The 20,730-nt window shown below is 35.5% G+C and carries 16 protein-coding genes and 1 tRNA gene; all 17 read right to left on the reverse strand.

Annotated elements, in window-relative coordinates; all coding sequences use genetic code 11:
• Positions 1 to 75 precede the first annotated feature (75 nt).
• The gene (locus CEY12_RS11635) at positions 76 to 1,626 is read right to left on the reverse strand and encodes a hypothetical protein (protein WP_089027860.1); all 1,551 of its coding nucleotides are present in this window, start codon (positions 1,624 to 1,626) and stop codon (positions 76 to 78) included.
• A gap of 51 nt (positions 1,627 to 1,677) precedes the next feature.
• Complete coding sequence (gene rpoB, locus CEY12_RS11640; protein ID WP_089027861.1) at positions 1,678 to 5,499, reverse strand: DNA-directed RNA polymerase subunit beta; 3,822 nt, start codon at positions 5,497 to 5,499, stop codon at positions 1,678 to 1,680.
• A 557-nt stretch (positions 5,500 to 6,056) separates the two neighbouring features.
• Entirely contained in the window at positions 6,057 to 6,422 is a 366-nt protein-coding gene (gene rplL / locus CEY12_RS11645) for a 50S ribosomal protein L7/L12 (protein ID WP_089027862.1), read from the reverse strand.
• 47 nt (positions 6,423 to 6,469) lie between these two features.
• On the reverse strand, positions 6,470 to 7,066 hold the full coding sequence (gene rplJ, locus CEY12_RS11650; protein WP_089027863.1) for a 50S ribosomal protein L10: 597 nt from the start codon (positions 7,064 to 7,066) through the stop codon (positions 6,470 to 6,472).
• A 17-nt stretch (positions 7,067 to 7,083) separates the two neighbouring features.
• On the reverse strand, positions 7,084 to 7,776 hold the full coding sequence (gene rplA, locus CEY12_RS11655) for a 50S ribosomal protein L1 (protein WP_089027864.1): 693 nt from the start codon (positions 7,774 to 7,776) through the stop codon (positions 7,084 to 7,086).
• Positions 7,777 to 7,787: 11 nt separating this feature from the next.
• Entirely contained in the window at positions 7,788 to 8,231 is a 444-nt protein-coding gene (rplK, locus tag CEY12_RS11660; protein ID WP_089027865.1) for a 50S ribosomal protein L11, read from the reverse strand.
• Between the two features lie 177 nt (positions 8,232 to 8,408).
• Positions 8,409 to 10,751 carry an FG-GAP repeat domain-containing protein gene (locus CEY12_RS11665; RefSeq protein ID WP_089027866.1) on the reverse strand — a complete coding sequence of 781 codons (2,343 nt, stop codon included), beginning with the start codon at positions 10,749 to 10,751 and terminating at the stop codon, positions 8,409 to 8,411.
• A gap of 141 nt (positions 10,752 to 10,892) precedes the next feature.
• The gene (locus CEY12_RS11670) at positions 10,893 to 11,561 is read right to left on the reverse strand and encodes a hypothetical protein (protein WP_089027867.1); all 669 of its coding nucleotides are present in this window, start codon (positions 11,559 to 11,561) and stop codon (positions 10,893 to 10,895) included.
• 8 nt (positions 11,562 to 11,569) lie between these two features.
• Positions 11,570 to 12,217, reverse strand: coding sequence for a hypothetical protein (locus tag CEY12_RS11675; protein WP_089027868.1), 648 nt, complete (start codon positions 12,215 to 12,217; stop codon positions 11,570 to 11,572).
• Positions 12,218 to 12,230: 13 nt separating this feature from the next.
• Positions 12,231 to 12,863 (reverse strand): hypothetical protein, encoded by a 633-nt coding sequence (locus tag CEY12_RS11680; RefSeq protein WP_089027869.1) that lies wholly within the window; start codon positions 12,861 to 12,863, stop codon positions 12,231 to 12,233.
• 340 nt (positions 12,864 to 13,203) lie between these two features.
• Positions 13,204 to 13,746, reverse strand: coding sequence for a transcription termination/antitermination protein NusG (gene nusG / locus CEY12_RS11685; RefSeq protein WP_089027870.1), 543 nt, complete (start codon positions 13,744 to 13,746; stop codon positions 13,204 to 13,206).
• Between the two features lie 17 nt (positions 13,747 to 13,763).
• Complete coding sequence (gene secE / locus CEY12_RS11690; RefSeq protein ID WP_089027871.1) at positions 13,764 to 13,970, reverse strand: preprotein translocase subunit SecE; 207 nt, start codon at positions 13,968 to 13,970, stop codon at positions 13,764 to 13,766.
• Positions 13,971 to 13,982: 12 nt separating this feature from the next.
• Positions 13,983 to 14,053: transfer RNA gene (locus CEY12_RS11695), tRNA-Trp, on the reverse strand.
• A gap of 58 nt (positions 14,054 to 14,111) precedes the next feature.
• The gene (gene tuf, locus CEY12_RS11700; RefSeq protein ID WP_089027872.1) at positions 14,112 to 15,323 is read right to left on the reverse strand and encodes an elongation factor Tu; all 1,212 of its coding nucleotides are present in this window, start codon (positions 15,321 to 15,323) and stop codon (positions 14,112 to 14,114) included.
• A gap of 435 nt (positions 15,324 to 15,758) precedes the next feature.
• Positions 15,759 to 16,844 (reverse strand): hypothetical protein, encoded by a 1,086-nt coding sequence (locus CEY12_RS11705; RefSeq protein WP_089027873.1) that lies wholly within the window; start codon positions 16,842 to 16,844, stop codon positions 15,759 to 15,761.
• Positions 16,845 to 16,853: 9 nt separating this feature from the next.
• The gene (locus tag CEY12_RS11710) at positions 16,854 to 17,414 is read right to left on the reverse strand and encodes a hypothetical protein (protein ID WP_089027874.1); all 561 of its coding nucleotides are present in this window, start codon (positions 17,412 to 17,414) and stop codon (positions 16,854 to 16,856) included.
• A 191-nt stretch (positions 17,415 to 17,605) separates the two neighbouring features.
• Positions 17,606 to 20,704 (reverse strand): efflux RND transporter permease subunit, encoded by a 3,099-nt coding sequence (locus CEY12_RS11715; protein ID WP_089027875.1) that lies wholly within the window; start codon positions 20,702 to 20,704, stop codon positions 17,606 to 17,608.
• Between the last annotated feature and the right edge of the window lie 26 nt (positions 20,705 to 20,730).

The raw sequence follows: 20,730 nt of genomic DNA on the forward strand, positions 1-20,730 counted from the left end.
TAGTTTCAAATGGAAAATTATTTATCCAAATTTGAATACTTAACAAGCATACTCAAAAGATCAAACCTTACTTGTTTATTGTTCTTTTTTTAGTTTCAATAGCATCACGTTATCGTAATCTGGCTGCCAGACTTTAAGAGGGTTAGAAAAAGTTTTAACAAGATTAAAATCTTCTAAATTTATTTTACTAACGTTTCTCTTTAGAAAGCTGCTTCTCATTGCGTAAGAAACACGATCATTTTCATTAACAGCTTCAATTCCTATAAATTTTATAGGTCCTTTTTTCTGAAATCCTGATGGCAATACAACATATCTGATGTTATGATCTTCAAGATATCTTTCAAAAGGCATTGATGCAATCTGCGTAAAAAACCCTTTATCTGCTACCAGCCCATCTGCCGGGATGATCTGTAAATCTGAATAAAATGCTAATTTACCTGGCATATCATAGGTAAAAACCCTAGAATCTGCCGGAAGATTTTTTTTCAGATCTTCTGCAATCACCTGCACTTTATCTTTTCTGACTTCTTTTATTTCTTCATTGCCTCCTCCTGCATTCGAGCCTAAACTCACATTCGTCTTAGCTTTTATATAAGAAACTGAACTCAAAAAAATAGTACAGCCAATCAGCAAAAACATTACACTCATCTTTCCCTGCCTAATACTGAATTTCTGTAAAAATAAATTAACAGCATCGTACAGCATAAAAGCAACGGCCAGCATCTGCATTACAAAATACCATTGTCCTATCTGTGACTGAAAGTATAAGTTATATAATAACTGTACTATCGCCCCAGCTACGAAGTATAATTTTAATTTTTTAAAATCAACCTTCGTAAGGAAAAGCAGTCCTACATACATTAAATTCGAAACCAGAAAAATAATCCCCCATCGGTTTCCAAAAATAGAACCTTCAGCATTTGGAAAACTTGATTTTATTCTCCCGCTTATAGGAACTACATTCCCGAATTCAAATTTATTGTACAATAAATATCCGCCTCCCAAGACAATACATATTGCTCCTGCTTTTAACAAATCACCTAACTTGGGTCTTGTATCTCCGAATAAACAATACAATCCTAAAAAAAACAGGATAAAGGCATTGTCTAATCTCGAGAGAAACACCATACTGGCTGCAAGTCCCAAAAGCCATCCATTTCCAGCTCTGCCTTTTATAAGTAAATTGAGCAGTAATGCAATGCAACATAAATTAAGGTGTGCCTCTGTTAAATATAAAGTACCAAGCGAGAAAAAAACCAACCCCAAAAAACCGACTCCTGCTATTTTCCCAATTCCTCCATCTTTAAACAAAGGCTGCAGACATTTTATACTTAAAAAGAACAATACAATCTGTATCAACCACAGTACATAAATCATTTCCTGTTTAGGAAGTGTTATCATGAAATCTGCAATGATACACACCAACATCCACAAGGGATGAAAACCATTTGTAGTGTAAATGTCATTGAATTTAAAGCCTAAACCATTTACGAAATTATGCGCTATCTGGGGATAAAAGAATCCGTCATCAGCAGGAAATTTCGCTGGGCTCAACAAGAAAAACAAAGCTGGAATAGCAAAAAGCCAATATCCATATTTTTCTATTCTGCCTAAATTCTGAAACATTCTACCTTCAATGATTTATAAATAAAGCTTGTTCTAATTAAAAGATTTAATTTATTCTTCCAATCTTACGTCTAATCCAAGACCTTGTAACTCGTGAAGTAATACATTGAATGATTCCGGAATACCTGGTTCAGGCATAGATTCACCTTTTGCAATAGCTTCATAAGTTTTTGCTCTACCAATCACGTCATCTGACTTCACAGTCAAGATTTCTCTAAGGATATTTGATGCTCCAAATGCTTCAAGAGCCCAAACCTCCATCTCTCCGAATCTCTGACCTCCGAATTGAGCTTTACCTCCTAACGGCTGCTGAGTAATCAATGAGTAAGGACCAATAGAACGTGCGTGCATTTTATCATCAACCATATGTCCTAATTTCAACATATAAATTACCCCTACTGTTGCAGGCTGAGTAAATCTTTCCCCAGTACCACCATCATAAAGGTGAGTGTTACCAAATTTAGGAAGACTTGCTTTCTCAGTATACTCAGTAATTTGATCAAGAGTTGCTCCATCGAAGATTGGTGTCGCGAACGTCATTCCTAATTTCTGACCAGCCCATCCAAGAACTGTTTCATAAATCTGTCCGATGTTCATACGGGAAGGTACCCCTAGTGGATTCAATACGATATCTACCGGTGTTCCATCTTCTAAGAATGGCATATCTTCTTCACGAACGATTCTCGAAACGATACCTTTGTTACCGTGACGTCCTGCCATCTTATCCCCTACATTCAGTTTACGTTTTTTAGCGATATACACTTTAGCTAACTTCATGATTCCTGCAGGAAGTTCATCTCCGATAGAAATTGCGAATTTCTCACGGTTTTTAACCCCTTGGATATCATTGAACTTGATCTTATAATTATGAATTAATTGTTTGATCAATTCATTTTTATCGTTATCAACAGTCCAATCTGCACCGCTAACGTTTACATAATCTTCAACTGAAGTCAATAATTTATGAGTGAACTTCACACCTTTACCGATGATTTCTTCATCAAGGTCGTTGGTAACCCCTTGAGAAGTTTTCCCGCTTACAAGTGTATTTAATTTTTCAATTAAAGTATTTCTCAACTCATCAAACTTAGCCTTGTAAGTGTTTTCAATTTCTTCAAGTTTAAGTTTCTCTTCAGTTCTCTTCTTTTTATCTTTAATATTTCTAGAGAACAATTTCTTGTTGATCACAACACCTCTTAATGAAGAATCTGCTTTTAATGAAGCATCTTTTACATCACCAGCTTTGTCACCAAAAATCGCTCTAAGAAGTTTCTCTTCAGGAGTTGGGTCAGATTCCCCTTTAGGTGTGATCTTACCGATCATAATATCACCAGGCTTCACTTCAGCACCAATTCTGATCATTCCGTTTTCATCAAGATCTTTAGTAGCTTCTTCTGAAACGTTAGGAATATCTGCTGTCAATTCTTCCATACCTAATTTGGTATCACGAACTTCAAGAGAATACTCATCTACGTGGATAGAAGTAAACCAGTCTTCACGAACAACTTTTTCATTGATTACGATCGCATCCTCAAAGTTATATCCTTTCCAAGGCATGAACGCAACCACTAAGTTTCTACCAAGAGCTAATTCTCCATTTTCAGTAGCATAACCATCACAAAGTACCTGTCCTTTTTCCACTGTTTCACCAATTCTTACGTTTGGTCTTAGTGTAATCGTTGTACTCTGGTTGGTTTTTCTAAACTTAGTAAGATTATATGTTTTTGTAGCAGATTCGAAAGATACAAGATCCTCGTCATCGCTTCTTTCATATTTAATAGTGATCTTATCAGCATCTACATACTCTACAGTACCAGTACCTTCAGCATTGATCAAAATTCTAGAATCTCTTGCAACTTGTTGCTCAAGCCCAGTACCAACGATTGGAGCCTGTGGCTTCAATAGAGGAACGGCCTGACGCATCATGTTGGATCCCATCAATGCACGGTTCGCATCATCATGCTCCAAGAATGGAATTAATGAAGCTGAAATACCAGAAATCTGGTTTGGTGCAACATCGATAAGGTTTACCTGAGATGGTTCAACTACCGGATAATCTCCGTCTAGTCTTGCAATGATTCTGTCGGTAACGAATTCACCATTATCATTCAACTCAACGTTTGCCTGAGCAATTACCTTGTCTTCTTCATCTTCTGCATTAAGATAAATAGGAGCAGCGCTAAGATCAATCTTACTATCTTCTACTTTTCTATATGGAGTTTCAATGAAACCAAGGTTGTTAATTTTCGCATAAATACCTAAAGAAGAAATCAAACCAATGTTTGGTCCTTCAGGAGTTTCAATCGGACAAATTCTTCCGTAGTGAGTATGGTGAACGTCACGAACCTCGAAACCTGCTCTTTCTCTTGATAAACCACCAGGCCCTAGTGCAGATAATCTTCTCTTGTGAGTGATCTCTGATAATGGGTTGGTTTGGTCCATAAACTGAGAAAGCTGGTTGGTACCAAAGAATGAGTTAATAACAGATGTTAAAGTCTTAGCATTAACAAGATCAAGTGGAGTAAAGATTTCGTTATCTCTAACGTTCATTCTTTCTTTGATCGTTCTTGCAATTCTTGAAAGACCTACACCGAACTGTCCTGCTAATTGCTCACCAACAGTTTTAATTCTTCTGTTTGATAAGTGGTCAATATCATCAACCTCCGCCTTAGAGTTTACCAATTCGATCAAGTGTCTTACGATCGCAATGATATCTTCTTTTGTAAGTACTTCAGTTGTTGTAGGAATATTAAGACCTAACTTTTTGTTCAATCTGTAACGTCCTACTTCTCCTAATGAGTATCTCTGCTCAGAGAAGAATAATTTCTCAATAATTCCTCTTGCTGTTTCCTCATCTGGTGGATCTGCATTTCTTAACTGACGGTAAATATATTCTACTGCTTCTTTTTCAGAGTTAGTAGGGTCTTTTTGTAATGTATTCTGGATGATAGAGAATTCATTGCTGTTTTCTTTGTGAATCAAGATAGATTTCACACCAGCATCAAGAATAAGATCTAAATGTTCTTTTTCAAGAATAGTTTCTCTGTCTAAGATAATTTCATTTCTTTCGATAGAAACAACCTCACCAGTATCTTCATCTACGAAATCCTCGAACCAAGTGTTCAATACTCTCGCAGCTAATGTTCTTCCTTCTACTTTCTTAAGTGCAGCTTTAGACACTTTTACTTCTTCAGCAAGGTCAAAGATCTGAAGAATATCTTTATCAGACTCAAATCCGATAGCTCTAAGTAAAGTAGTTAATGGTAACTTTTTCTTACGGTCAATGTACGCATACATAACGCTATTGATATCCGTAGTAAATTCCATCCAAGATCCTTTAAAAGGAATAATTCTTGAATAGTACAATTTAGTCCCGTTGGCGTGGTAAGTCTGTCCGAAGAATACACCAGGTGAACGGTGCAACTGCGTAACGATAACTCTCTCAGCACCATTGATGATGAAAGAACCACTAGGAGTCATATAAGGAACTGGTCCTAAATAAACATCCTGGACTACTGTTTGGAAATCCTCATGTTCAGGATCTGTACAATACAACTTAAGTCTTGCTTTAAGAGGAACTGAATACGTCAAACCTCTTTCCACACACTCGTCGATTGAATAACGTGGAGAATCTACCAGATAATCTAAGAATTCCAATACGAATTGGTTTCTTGAATCTGTAATTGGGAAATTTTCCTGGAAAGTCTTGTGCAGACCTTCTTTTTTCCTGTCTTCAGGAAGGGTATCAAGCTGGAAAAACTCTTTAAAAGACTCTAATTGGATATCCAAGAAGTCTGGAGTTATAATTTTTCCTTTTGCTGATGAGAAATTAATTCTCTGATTCCCCCTAATTGATGCTGTTGTTTTACTCATAAAACTTTTAAGAAGGGTTAAAAAATATTTTGATTAACAAAAAATATCAGGAATAGATGAAAGAAAACGAAGAAAAGATAAAAGACTTCAAAATGTTTGGCGCTATTTAGAATAGTCTTTACTCTTTTTTCTTTATTCTTAGAGTCTGATCCCTAACTGCAACACTGGTATATCTTTTCACAGCGTAATGCAAAATATTTTTAATACTTTTGAGGCAGAAATACCGCAATATCTATAAACATAAAATCCCTTTCATTTCAATGAAAGAGTTGATTTATAATATTTTACAGATTTACATACAATTTTTAGCGCCAAAAGAGGAGCAAAGATACAAAAAGTTATCCACATTCACAAGATTTATTACTTAATGTATTAACGTAAAATGTATTAATGATTTCACTAATGTAAATAAACCCTAGTATAAGCAATTCTCGCACATCTATAAAAACGCATGATCAACGATAAAAACTAATTCTGAGCAACCGCTTCTTTAAATTTAGCATACAAAAAAAGCCCGGACAATTTCTTGTCCGGGCTTATTATTTTAGGTAATTGAATTATTTCAATTCTACTTCAGCACCAGCTTCTTCAAGTTGCTTCTTAAGAGCTTCAGCTTCGTCTTTAGAGATACCTTGCTTAATAGCAGCAGGAGCTCCGTCTACGATATCTTTAGCTTCTTTAAGACCAGCACCAGTTAAATCTTTTACTAATTTAACGATAGCTAATTTAGATGCACCTGCAGACTTAAGAATTACATCGAATTCTGATTTTTCTTCAGCAGCTTCTCCACCACCTGCAGCAACTACTACCGCAGCAGCAGCTGGCTCAATTCCGTACTCATCCTTAAGGATAGTAGCTAATTCATTTACGTCTTTTACTGTTAAGTTTACTAGCGTTTCAGCTAAATTTTTTAAATCTGACATTGTTGTAATGTTTTTTGTTGATTATTTTATTTATTTTTTGAGTCTAATTATTCAGCACTTGGAGTTTCTTCAGTGCTTTCTGCTGCAGGAGCTTCTGGAGCCGCTTCAGCAGGAGTTTCTTCCACAACAGGAGCAGCAGCTTCTTCAGCTTTAGCTTCTACTGTTTCAGGTTTGTTTTGAAGAGCAGAAACAACTCTTTGAATTGGAGACTGAAGTAATCCGATGATTTCACCGATCATTTCTTCTCTAGACTTGATGTTAGCAAGTGTATCTAGATTATTGTCACCAACATAGAATGTATCCTGAAGGTAAGCAGATTTTAAAGCCGGCTTCTCTTCTTTCTTTCTGAATCCTTGGATTAATTTCGCTGGAGCGTTAGCTGTATCAGCAACCATTAATGCAGAGTTTCCTTTGAAAGTTGGGAACATTTCAGAGTAATCTACTCCGTCAATTTGCTCCATTGCTTTCTGTAAAAGTGTATTTTTCACCACTTTCACTTTGATATTTTGTTTGAAAGCCTGTCTTCTGAAATCTGAAGACTTAGCAGCGTTCAATCCTTGTAAATCTGCTACGTATACTACTTTTGCATCCTGAAGCAAATCTTTGATCTCTTGTATTGCTACAACTTTTTGGTCTTTTGTCATTGTCTTAAGGATTTATATTAGTTTACAGATTTAGTATCAATTGCAATACCCGGGCTCATAGTAGAAGACAAGTAAATGCTTTTTACATATGTACCTTTAGCAGCAGTCGGTTTCATTTTGATCAATGTCTGGATCAACTCCTGAGCATTTTCTTTGATTTTATCAGCATCAAAAGATACTTTACCGATACCTGCATGGATAATACCATATTTATCTACTTTGAAATCAATCTTACCTGATTTCACTTCAGTTACTGCTTTACCAATTTCCATTGTTACAGTTCCTGATTTAGGGTTTGGCATTAAACCTCTTGGTCCTAATACTCTACCTAAAGGTCCTAATTTACCCATAACAGCTGGCATAGTAACGATAACGTCAACATCAGTCCAACCATCTTTGATTTTTTGTAAATATTCGTCAAGACCTACATAATCAGCACCAGCTTCTTTAGCTTCAGCCTCTTTATCCGGAGTTACAAGAGCTAATACTTTAACATCTTTACCAGTTCCATGAGGAAGAGATACAACACCTCTTACCATTTGGTTTGCTTTTCTTGGATCTACACCCAATCTAACAGCGATATCTACAGAAGCATCAAACTTTGCAGTGTTTACTTCTTTAACAAGAGCTGAACCTTCATCAAGATTATAAGCTCTTCCTTTTTCTACTTTGCTTAAAGCTTCCTTTTGCTTTTTTGTTAATTTTGCCATTTCTCTAAGTTTTAAGCGTTAGTTGGTTTTGCTCCTGTTACTCTCAATCCCATAGATCTAGCAGTACCTGCAACCATAGAAAGTGCAGAGTCCAATGTAAAGCAGTTAAGGTCTACCATTTTATCTTCTGCGATTTTCTTTACCTGATCCCAAGATACAGAACCTACTTTGTTTCTGTTTGGTTCTCCGGAACCTCCTTTAATTTTAGCAGCATCCATTAACTGAATTGCAGCTGGAGGAGTTTTAATTACGAATTCAAAAGATTTGTCTTCGTATACAGTAATTACTACTGGCAAAACTTGCCCAGGCTTATCCTGAGTTCTTCCGTTAAATTGTTTACAAAACTCCATGATGTTTACACCGGCAGAACCTAATGCAGGACCTACTGGTGGAGACGGGTTTGCAGCCCCTCCCTTCACCTGAAGCTTTACCATTTTAAAGACTTTTTTAGCCATTTCTTCTTTTTTTAATTTGAATAATTAATGAGTTTGGAAGCATTTATTATTCAGCAGGTTACCGCACTCACATATAGTAAACCTACTTTTCGGACTGCAAAATTATAAAATATTTTTGAAATAGCAAATGGAATTGATTGATTTTTAGCATATTTATTTTTAAAATAATCTCAACCTTTAATTTAAGGTCATAAGATTTTCAGTATTTACATCACAATTCGACTTGTTTAAGAGGCTCTGTTTTACTTTAAGCATTACACCTTCTCCCGGCTTTAGTTCGGGAATAGTAATTGTTGTAATATTTGTAACATGATTGAGCGTCCTGTTTATAGTGACAAAACCATTATTAGGAGATATATAAGTATCTACTCTTGGCGAAATTGACGAACTCAGGTAAGCACCCTCCAGATTGATTTTTGTAGAAGTAGCTGTTGTAGAAACATCTTTATTCATAATCCAGATATAATAATCCGTAGAACTAACATCTGCTTTCTGATATAAAGCCAAAAGTATATTGTTATTGCTAACATCTCTAATTACGCCCGTACTATTTAGATCTACTAATTCTGAACTATCAAATGGACGTCCCTGATTCATATATGTATCACTTTTATGCAAAGCAGTAATGTAATCTGCAGTTAAAACCACTGGACCTACTACCTCCTTAATATATTTATTAACCTTTTGAATGGATGCGTAATTAGCAGCATTTTCTTCAAAACCATTTATATATGACCAATATAATAATCCTTTTGCACCATAAGCTATTGCACTTGAAGTGAGAAATCGTAATTTCGGCTCATAAGGTTCGGGTGCATAATCTTTATTAGATTGAATCACAAACCAAAACGGTCGGTTATATCCTAATTTTTCTTTGAAAACTCTCATATTATAAAAATAATCTGTCCGAAAAGGCATATTATTTTCAAATGGATAATGATCATAGGATACAAAGCTTGTACTATTTTCATTGATATACTTGTCTAAGTAGCTTTCATAACTGGCATCATCAGCAAAAGGACCGTATCTCGGAAATAAATTATAAAAAGTAGGCTGCTGTGTATAGTTGGTATTAAAAAAATTGGTCCATTTTTTAACATTATTCAAATCCCCTATTTGGGGTTCATCACCAAGAAATATTCCCATTATAGCTTGATCTAATCCGGTCGGCAAATGATTCTTAAATGCATCAAGAAATTCCTGTTTATATCCTGTTAAGGGATCAGGATCTAGTTTTTTCGCTATATCATTTCCTGATAATAATACTTTAAGTGAGCTTTTTTTAGCAAGATCCAGATATGTATATATTCTGGCATAATTCTCTGGAGAAAACATCATCTCCGGATCTATGATGAAGTCTATATTGGCATTTTTGATTTTTTGAAACTTTACAAGATCATTATTATAATAAGGAGCTGACGGACCAATTAAGTAGGTATAATTGCTATTAGGCCAATTCCATTGCCCTAAATAAGCATGTTCATCCCACCCTGAGTAGTTAATCTGACCTCCGGTAACCTCCGCATAATCGACTAACCATGTCCCATTTTCATTCATTTTAAGACTTAAATCGGCATACTTGTCTCCATTATAATCTGCCGGAAGTGGTTGGGTCTTGATATCTCCATATCCCCCAAGTTCTCTATCCCAAGTCCCAAAATGACCTGCAGCATCAGCATAATCAATCTTCCATATCCCTTGATCTTGGACAGCTATATCTGCCTTACCATCTCCATTATAGTCAGCCGGCGCCGGGATAGAAGTCTCCCCGCCGTAAATCGCTGCGGGTGTCAATGCATAATCCCAACCATTAAAACCTATATTTTTTTGATAATAATCGATGAACCAATGCCCATCATCAGTCTTTACCGCTATATCAACAGCTCCATCTCCATTATAATCTGCCGGTACTGGATGAGCTTCAATTCCACCATACTGAGTAAGAACATCATCCCAACCATTAAAACCACCATTTTTAGCATAATAATCTATAAGCCAACGACCGTCATCTGTTTTTGCTGCTATATCAGTATATCCATCACCATCATAATCTGCCGGTACTGGATGAAAATGTTCATCACCATAATTAAATGGTAATGTTACATCCCAGCTTCCAAGACCATTAATAGCATAATAGTCTATAAGCCATACTCCGGAATTGGTCTTTACTGCAAGGTCTATATGCCCATCGTGATCATAATCTCCTGGTACAGGAATAGCTTCCAAACCTCCATATTGAGAAAATAATGGAGGATAGTTCCCGCCAAATTCCCAACCGTGAAAACCATTAAAAGCATAATCAATTAACCAATATCCTCCAGATGTTTTTACACTTATATCTGTTTTCCCATCACCATCATAATCTGCGGGAGCAGCAACAAAGTTGGCTGCGATATCTGGGGAAGACCATATACCAATAAGAAAATTGTTCTGAGACTGAGCAGGAATATATATAAAACCACTTATAAATGACAAAATTAATAGACAAGACTTTACATATAAGGCATACTTATTTTTCATATTATTAATTTTTTTGTTAATTAAATATAATAAGATTTAAATATCATTAATTAATAATTTTAAGTAATATCTATCAAATAGTATATAAAGAAAAAAGTCATACCCAATGATATGACTTTTTATTATTTTTATTTTCTTTACTTAAAAACCAGAAGGTTTACTTATTGTCTTTGTGGATCCATCAGTTCCCCCAAGATCCGAATTCACATCAGAAATATTCTGTTTGGTAATTAATCTCTTATAAGCCATCAAATAAAACTCAACTGTAAAGTTATTATAGCTCCTGGATGGATTACTTGAAGTAAAAGCAATTAATTTACTATCCGTAAATCCTGCTTTTAAATGCCATGTACCATTACTTTTAAAGGCAATCACATTTGGTGAACCCTGAGCATTATCATTTACACCATTATCTTTATAATCAAGAGCTACACTGGTGCTACCATCATTCAACTTAAATGAGTAGTTATGAACGGTCACCAAAAAATTATTCGCATCTATTTTAGTATCATAATCTGTTATCCCCGCACCAGGTACACCGGTAAGCGTGAGTTTTATGTAATTAAACAATCCGCTTGTTTCAAGATTAGGATCATAAATCTGCAGAGAATTTTGAGAAGTAGCCAAAAAGTGCCCTCCTGTCATGGTTGGCTCACCTGGATTTCTCATATATAATGAATTTGTGTATGAATCTCCATTAACATCCAATGTCTCTGTAGGTGTTGTCGTTTTAATACCAACATTACCCGTTTGTGCATTTGATAGCACACTCATGCATGCCATGATCACTATAAATATTTTTCTTTTCATAATTTTTATTATTGAAGTCCTTGAGGTGTATTTGTTGAAACTCCTGAATATCCAGGTGAAGCTGAAGCAGAAACAGAACCTGTGAACGTTCCCCAATCTTTAATTAAAGATCTTTCATAAACATTTAAGGTAATCGACCATGTTCCGTTCTTAGATGAAACTGTACCCGCTCCTTTAAAGGCCAGGTTAATACCATGAAATGTATTACTTCCACTTACCACCTTGGTTATTTCTGTTGAATAAGCCCCATAAGATTTGGGTGAAGTAGATGTATTTGCAGCAGACACTGCATCTGTAAAAACAGCACCGGTTATAGCTACAACATACTTATTAACGTCAAGACCCGTGTTCAGGTTAACGACTTCATCTTGTTTTACATTTTTTAAAATAACGTTATATGAATTGACAGGTGCGACATTCCTAAGGGCAATATCTAACATCTTCACTTTACCAACGGGGGTTGTATCTTTAGATCTTGTAAGAAGAAAATAACTCCCAGTGGCGGGTGAGTTGGTTGTATCGATAATATATGATTCTACCAATGTCCCTCCAACGACATCCAATGTTCCTTGTGGTGTAGTGGTATTGATGCCAACTTGCGCTTTAATACCTACGAAGGTATAAGCCATAAAAAATAATATGGTAATTTTTTTCATTATGTAATGTTTTTTATTGAAGTAATGGTGTTGCCGCTGCACCTGTAGTTGAAGTTCCCAAGGCCTGTGATTTGTTAATCTCTTTCGCATAAGATCTGTCAAACACTAATAAATTAAGTGTCCAAACCCCCGCAGGAAGCGTTGAGGCAGGAGCAAATCCCTGATAATCGGCTTTAACCTTCCAGGTGCCATTGTTATAATAAGCGTAGATCTGAGGTACAGGTGTTATCCAGTCCGGGCTATTGGTTCTTACTGGTTGAGTAAATCCAAATGAAGAAATAACGACAAGAAACTTGTCCGAATTTATTTTGGTATCATATTGATTAACCCAGTCTTTATCACTGGCGTCACATGTGATCTTGTACTGAATAAGATTAATCGGAGCAGGAGAATTGGGTACAAAAGAATCATTATACGCCGTAATTTTATTCTCAGGGGCAGGAGATTTAATAATAAATGTATAATTCTCGTCAGCCCCTAACTTTTCTATCGGATCCTTAAAAAACATTCCTGATGTTTTCATTGTTCCATTTACGGATAGTTCTTTTTCAGGCGTTTTAGTATTGATCCCTACTTTACCAGTAACCTGAGCATTCATCAGTGCAACAGTACTTGTAAAAAGTACCATCGAAATAATTTTTGTCATTGCAATAGTGTTTAAATTCTGTGTTTTAAAATAGCATCATAAGAATCCCAAAGCATGTATCTTAATCTCAGTATAAGATTAAAAATCAGAATATTAGAACTCATTTATGTTTTTCGGAAATATACTTTACAAGAAGCATGCCACATATATAATAATTTTTAATCTAAACATTTAGTTTTAATTAAATAACTATTGACAAGACCTCTCTATCGCGCATAAAATAAATAACAAACTTATTTTAACTTAAAATAACCTTATTTTTAATCAATAAAGATGAATCTCACTAAAACAAAAAAGCCACTCTAGTATCTAGAGTGGCTTTATATTATTGAAAGTATAATTATACTTTTTCTACCTGCATAAAACTAAGTTCCATTGGAGTCTTTCTACCGAAGATTAAAACAGAAACTTCAATTTTCTTTTTATCTTCAAGAATCTTTTCAATCGTTCCATTGAATCCATTAAAAGGACCATCAATCACTTTAACGTTTTCACCAACTACATATGGAATTTCAAGATCAGTAGCAAATTCTGATAACTCATCCATTCTTCCAAGCATTCTGTTAACCTCTGATTTTCTCATTGGTACAGGATCTCCCCCTTTTGTTAAACTCAAGAAAGATATTACTCCCGGAATGTTTTTGATAACGTGAGGAATCTCTCCCATCAAATCAGCTTCAACCATTAAGTACCCAGGATAGTATGGTCTTTCTTTAGGAACCTTTTTACCATTCCTAAGCTGAATAACCTTTTCCATAGGAATAACCACTTGAGTAACGTACTGCTCAAAGCCTAAACGCTTGATTTCTGTCTCAATATAGTTTTTCACTTTATTTTCCTGTCCGCTGATTGCTTTCAGCACATACCATTTCAATTCGCTCATTGTGGGAAAATACTTTTTTAGTTGAACACGTTAATTAGCATTCCAATTATGTTGCTTATTGCTTTTGAAAACAATTCGTCAACTCCAAAGGTAAATAATGCCAGAATAACTGTTGCAATAGTTACTACAATTGTAGACGACTGCAGATCAGCCCATTTTGGCCATTCAACTTTATGTCTGAATTCGTTATAAGAACCTTTTAAAAAATCGATTAATGAACTCATAATTATTATTTGCACGGGCACAAGGATTCGAACCCTGATCAACGGTTTTGGAGACCGGTATCCTACCATTGGACGATGCCCGTAGATAAAAGCTTCCGTAAGAAGTTCCTTACGGAAGCTTTATTTATTTTTTATCGATGATTAGTCAATAATTTCAGTAACCTGACCAGAACCTACTGTTCTACCTCCTTCTCTGATCGCAAATCTAAGACCTACGTTAAGAGCGATTGGTTGTAGTAATTCTACAGTGATCTCTAAGTTATCACCAGGCATTACCATTTCTACACCTTCTGGTAAGAAGATTTCACCTGTAACGTCAGTAGTTCTTACGTAGAACTGAGGACGGTATTTGTTGTGGAATGGAGTGTGACGTCCACCTTCTTCTTTAGAAAGGATATAAACAGAAGCTTTGAATTTTTTGTGTGGCTTCACAGAGTCTTTCTTAGCGATAACCATACCTCTCTTGATGTCAGTTTTTTCAATACCTCTCAACAATAGACCTACGTTATCTCCAGCTTCACCTCTATCAAGGATCTTTCTGAACATCTCAACTCCTGTAATAGTAGAAGTTAATTTCTCATCACCCATACCAACGATATCAACTGGATCACCAGTATTGATAACACCAGCTTCAATTCTACCAGTTGCTACAGTACCTCTACCTGTAATAGAGAATACATCTTCAATAGGCATCAAGAATGGCTTATCCATATCTCTTGTTGGTTGCTCGATCCAATTATCAACAGCATCCATTAATTCTTCTACACTTTTGAACCATTTATCTTCTGTGTTAACAGGAGATGAAGTAGCAGCAGTAAGTGCACCTAATGCAGAACCTTGAATTACTGGAGAGTTATCACCGTCAAATTCATAAGTAGATAATAAGTCTCTAAGTTCCATTTCAACAAGCTCTAATAATTCAGCATCGTCTACCATGTCAACTTTGTTCATGAAAACAACAATTCTAGGTACGTTTACCTGACGGCAAAGTAAGATATGTTCTCTTGTTTGAGGCATTGGTCCATCAGTTGCAGCACATACTACGATTGCTCCATCCATTTGAGCAGCACCAGTTACCATGTTCTTAACATAGTCGGCGTGACCTGGACAGTCAACGTGAGCATAGTGTCTATTTTCAGTTTCGTACTCGATGTGAGCAGTATTGATAGTGATCCCTCTTTCTTTTTCTTCTGGAGCAGAGTCAATCGCAGAGAAGTCTTTTTTCTCAGCAAGACCTTTGCTAGCTAATACAGCAGAAATAGCAGCTGTAAGAGTAGTTTTACCATGGTCAACGTGACCAATAGTACCAATGTTCAAGTGTGGTTTGTTACGATTAAACGTTTCCTTTGCCATGATTTAAATTATTTATTTATTGTTTATTCAAATTTTCGGTGTGCAAATATAATGAATTTTTAAATACTAAAATCTTTTTTCTCAAAAATTTTAATATTCAAATCCAAAGAATTACAAACCATAATATACTTTGATGTATTGAAGTGCAAATTTACACAAATTTCTCGGTTGAAAAAATCCTTAAAACCGTTTTCTTCAAAATTTCAACTATCTGATTAATTCTGAATATTATAGCGTTTTAAAAATAATTAATTTTAAGAAAAACAGGCCTGAAATGGATACTGAATCCTCTAATAAAGTTGTAAAAAGAATCAATTACATGACATTTTTTTAGTAATACCCTGATCAATTCGTTGGTTGTACAAAATTTTAAAAACAATTATGTACGGGCTTTAATCTTACATTTTTACGATGCTCCTAAGCAAACCGCTTCTATCAGACATCTTTTCTAAGGGACCGTACCAAAAGATAAGTTCCGAAAAGAAAGGCTCCGCCGAGAATAATTAATGGGGAAGCATAAAAAAAACCAAACAGATCGAAGAATTTACTAAAAATAAAATTTACTGCATTACAATCAAAGAAGATAACCAGCAAAAGATATATTATAACAAATACAATCCCCCACCCTTTATGCTTGGGCTGAAATATGCTTTGTAAAAAAATTTTAATCTCTACTTTAAAACCCGGAGGCAGTAATTGTGAAGGAATAAACAGAGCATAGAAGCCAATAGCATAAGTAAATGCAATATTAAACATTAAAAGTACATTTAAATGGAAGAACAGAGTTATCCATATCATCAGCCTAAAAAACCGCGGCTTTAAAAATGCCAAAATAAAAATAGACTCAAAAAGTACCGTACTATAGTCCAAAAATTCCCAGAAAAACTGAGAATTAATTTTATCAAACACATCTGACATGAGGTCGTGCCACCCTACTCCATATCTGTATTGGTAAAAAAATACCTGAGTACTTTGCATATCCGTATTAAGCCATCCTCCTAAAATTTTAGCAAGACCAGCTGTGAAAATTCCAAATCCCAGAAACATGCTTAACAAAAACATTGGCCATGATTTAGATAATACATCCGTCTCCTTTTGGGGTTCTGGAAAAAAACTAAATGTAGTGTTCCAGGGTGAAAAGGCCATCACAATAATAGGTAAAGAATAGACAAAAGTATGATCTATTTTCCCAAAAGAAAAAGCATAGTTGCTTGTTACAAGATAGATCACCACATATGATATGGCAAATATTCTTGGTTTAAAACCTATTAAAATAAGCAAAAGACATAGATACATACTGTAATAACAACCTGTAAAGAACCATGCCGGAGGAACAAAATCTGTGAACGATAAAATACTAATCGGCGGCTGCATTGCACTATTAGGAATATGAGAGACCCAATTGGCATTAGAAATCCCCATCCATAATAAAAATAAGGAAAAAAATATCCTATAGAAAGCCAGAAACTCATAGCTAGGATCATAGCTTGTAAAAAGCAGTTTTTTTATTTTTTCAATCATTGTGTTTGCTTAGAACTTGAAGTTAATCAGTGTGTCTTTTGTTACCCGATCGGTTAATTGTTTCGTTGTAATATCAAAATCTGTATTTTCATTGGTAACCAGAATCTGAATTACTTCTTTATCAGGGAAGTTTTCTTTTAATTTTTTCACAACAAAAGCTTTACTCTCTTCCAAATTGACTTTTTTGATATTTCTATTAAGAATCGATTTTTTAAGAAGGTATAGATTTTTTTTGTAAGAAGGTAAAGCGTTGATCCGTTGATCAAGAACCGGATATTCTTTGGGAAAAAGTAAATTTTTGATTAGGGTAATCTGGATGGTCCTTGGAATTTTTTCGCCTAAATAATCATTTTTAGCTACGATGGTATCTGTTCCGTCTTTAAAATAAACCTGAGTCGTGGTTTTGGTAAAGGAAATGTACTTTTCTTCCTTTATAGGCAGGGAAGCAAATCCAGGGAAATTAAATGAGGGATAGGTTTCTTCTAAACTTATTTTAAAAAATAATTGCACAGGTAAGAGTATACAAAAAAAAGCAAATAACAGAAGTACCTTATTTTTATAGTTTTTCATCAAGGGCGTAGTGTTTATAAATGAGGGATGGGTGTGTTTATTCTGGTTGCAAATATAATTTATTTTTCAAATCCATTGAATTAAATTGAATACGGCTTTAATTTAGAAGTAATATTACTCTTTTATTAATTGAAACCCAGAAAACATATGTTTTCCAGGCTTCGATTAATATAATAAGTGAATGAATATAATTAGATAGGAACTGATTTTTTAGTTCTGTTAAAAATCCAGAAAATAATTGGGAAAATAAGCAATGTGAGTACGGTAGCGGTTATTAACCCTCCGATAATAACAATTGCTAATGGCTTTTGAGACTCAGAACCAATACCCGTAGACAAAGCCGCAGGCAGCAGCCCTATGGAAGCCATTAAGGCTGTCATGATCACAGGTCTTGTCCGTGATTTCACTCCGGTTAATATAGCATTGTCCAATTGTAATCCATTTTTAATGTTCTGATGAAATTCAGTAATAAGAATCACTCCATTCTGGATACAAATTCCTAAAAGCGCGATCATCCCCACTCCTGCCGATATTCCAAAATTCATCCTTGTAACATGCAGGGCAATAATCCCACCAATTAGAGCAAAAGGAACATTCGCCAGAACCAGAAGAGAATCTTTTATATTTCCAAAAAGGATAAACAATAAAAAGAAAATCATAAGAATACTTACAGGAACTACTTGTGCCAACCGGTGTGATGCCCGTTGCTGATTTTCAAACTGACCGGTCCATCCAATAGAGTATCCATCTGGAAGATCTATTTTCGAGACTTTTTTTTGTGCATCGGCAATTGTACTTCCCAGGTCACGGTCACGGATAGAAAACTTCACTCCGATGTACCGTTTAATATCATCCCTGTAAATAAAAGCCGCTCCATTGTCTTTTACAATATTACTGATCTCCTTTAAGGGTATTTTCGCACCGTCCTGTGTAGGAACCATCAACGCTGCAATATCATTTTCATCTTTTCTATACTCCTGGGAGTAACGAAGTCTTATTGGGAATTTACGCTCACCATCAAACATTTCCGAAGCTGTTTTACCACCAAAAGCCATTTCAAGAACTGCCTGGGCATCAGCTGGCATTACACCATAGGCTGCCATTTTATCCCGATCCAATACAACGCTTACTTCTGGCTGACCAATATTTTTAATAATTCCAGGATCTTTAACCCCATCTACATTTTTTATTTCTTTTAAAACCTGTTCTGCCAATCTGTCTAAAGTCTGAAGGTTATCTCCGTAAATTTTAATTCCATTTTCAGCTTTAAAGCCCGCTACAGCTTCTGCCACGTTGTCAGAAATAGGCTGAGAGTAGTTAAATGTAATTCCCTGATAGTTTCTTAGCTTACTGTCGATCTCCTTGATCAATTCATCATAAGAAATCTTTCTTTTCCAGTCTTCGCGGGGTTTTAAATTGACTGCAAATTGCACAAATCCAAAGCCATTAGGATCTGTTCCATCATTACTTCGTCCGGTCTGCGCCAGAACATCTGTAACCTCAGAGAAGCTCATAATATCTTTCTTTAAAAGATCCGCAGTTTTTAAAGATTCTTTCAAAGATGAACTCATAGGCATTTCAGCAGTGATCCATAACGACCCTTCATTAAGTTGTGGTAAAAACTCTGTGCCTAGAAATTTTCCGGAAAATAATGTCGCCACTAAAAAAGAAATGGCAACGATTAAACTCATTTTTTTATGTTTAAAAGTATAGTTGAATCCTTTCAAGACAATCCTATCCCAGAAATTAACGAATGGATTATTCTTTTCTTTTACATTTTTATTTAAAAGAATATGAGAAAGAACAGGAACTAATGTCAGTGTAAATATCAATGCTCCTGTCAAAGCAAAACCTAAAGTAAATGCTAAGGGCGAAAACATCTTACCTTCAACTTTCTGGAATGAGAAAATAGGGATCAAAGAGGTGATGATAATTAGTTTTGAAAAGAAAATTGCCTTTCCCAAACCTGTTCCTGTTTGTTTTATCCACCCTCCTTTCGCCAGTTTATTGAATTTCTCCATTCCATATTTATGGGCCTTGTGATCGAGCATCACAAAGATCCCCTCCACCATGACGACGGCTCCGTCTATGATAATTCCAAAATCGACAGCTCCCAATGAAAGAAGATTAGCACTCATCCCTGATAATTTCAGACATAGAAATGCAAATAATAAAGATAATGGGATAATGATAGAAACGATTAATGTTGTACGCCAATCTGCCATGAAGATCAACACCATTACCGTCACAAGCACTATTCCTTCAAGAAGGTTATGCATTACAGTTTCTGTAGTGAAGTCCATCAGATTGTCCCGGTCGTAGAAAGTGACCATTTTCACATCTTTTGGAAGTACCTTTTCGTTAAGTTCTTTAATTTTAGCTTTTACACCCACCAAAACTTCACGGGGGTTTTCCCCTTTTCTCATGACTACAATCCCCTCTACGGTATCTTCATGATTATTTAATCCTGCCTGTCCTACTCTAGGCATTGAACTTTCGTGAACGTCAGCCACATTTTTGACCAAAACGGGATTTCCACTATCATTTTCAATCGTTATATTTCCAATATCCCCAATGGATTTTACCAGACCAATTCCCCGTACGACATACGCTTGCCCATTTTTCTCAATAACATCTCCTCCTACATTTAAATTACTTTTAGTCACTGCATCATACACCTGAAGTGGTGTCAGATTATATTTATCCAAAGCTCTAGGATCGATACTAAGTTCGAAAACTTTGTCCTGTCCCCCAAACACATTAATATCCGCAACACCAGGCACTCCTCTCAACGCTCTGTCGACGACCCAGTTTTGTAAGGTTAATAATTCGCGGGAATCTTTTGTCTTACTTTCTAAAGTGTATCTGAAAATTTCCCCGGTTGGTCCGTAGGGTGGTTGTACTTCTGGATCCACCTCATCAGGAAGGCTTACAGTTCTTAATTGGTTATTGACCTGATTTCTGGCAAAAGTATCGTCCACCCCATCATCAAACAGAATTTTCACAATCGAAAGCCCAAACATCGTGGTACTTCTTACACTTGTTTTTTTCTGAACCGGACTCATTGCTAATTCTATGGGCGTTGTCACGAAACGTTCAACTTCTTCGGCACTTCGTCCATTCCACTGGGTAATGATTACAATCTGGGTATTGGTAACGTCAGGAAAAGCCTCAATAGGCATATTCTTAAAACTGATAAAACCTGAAATTGCCAAAATTGCGACCCAAATAAAGGTAAACGCTTTATTTTTGAGTGAAAATGCAATTATATTTTTAATGAATTTATTCATAATAGTTTAAGTTGGTGAGCTGAAAA

Origin of the sequence: Chryseobacterium sp. T16E-39, assembly GCF_002216065.1 — a bacterium.
Lineage (GTDB): Bacteria > Bacteroidota > Bacteroidia > Flavobacteriales > Weeksellaceae > Chryseobacterium.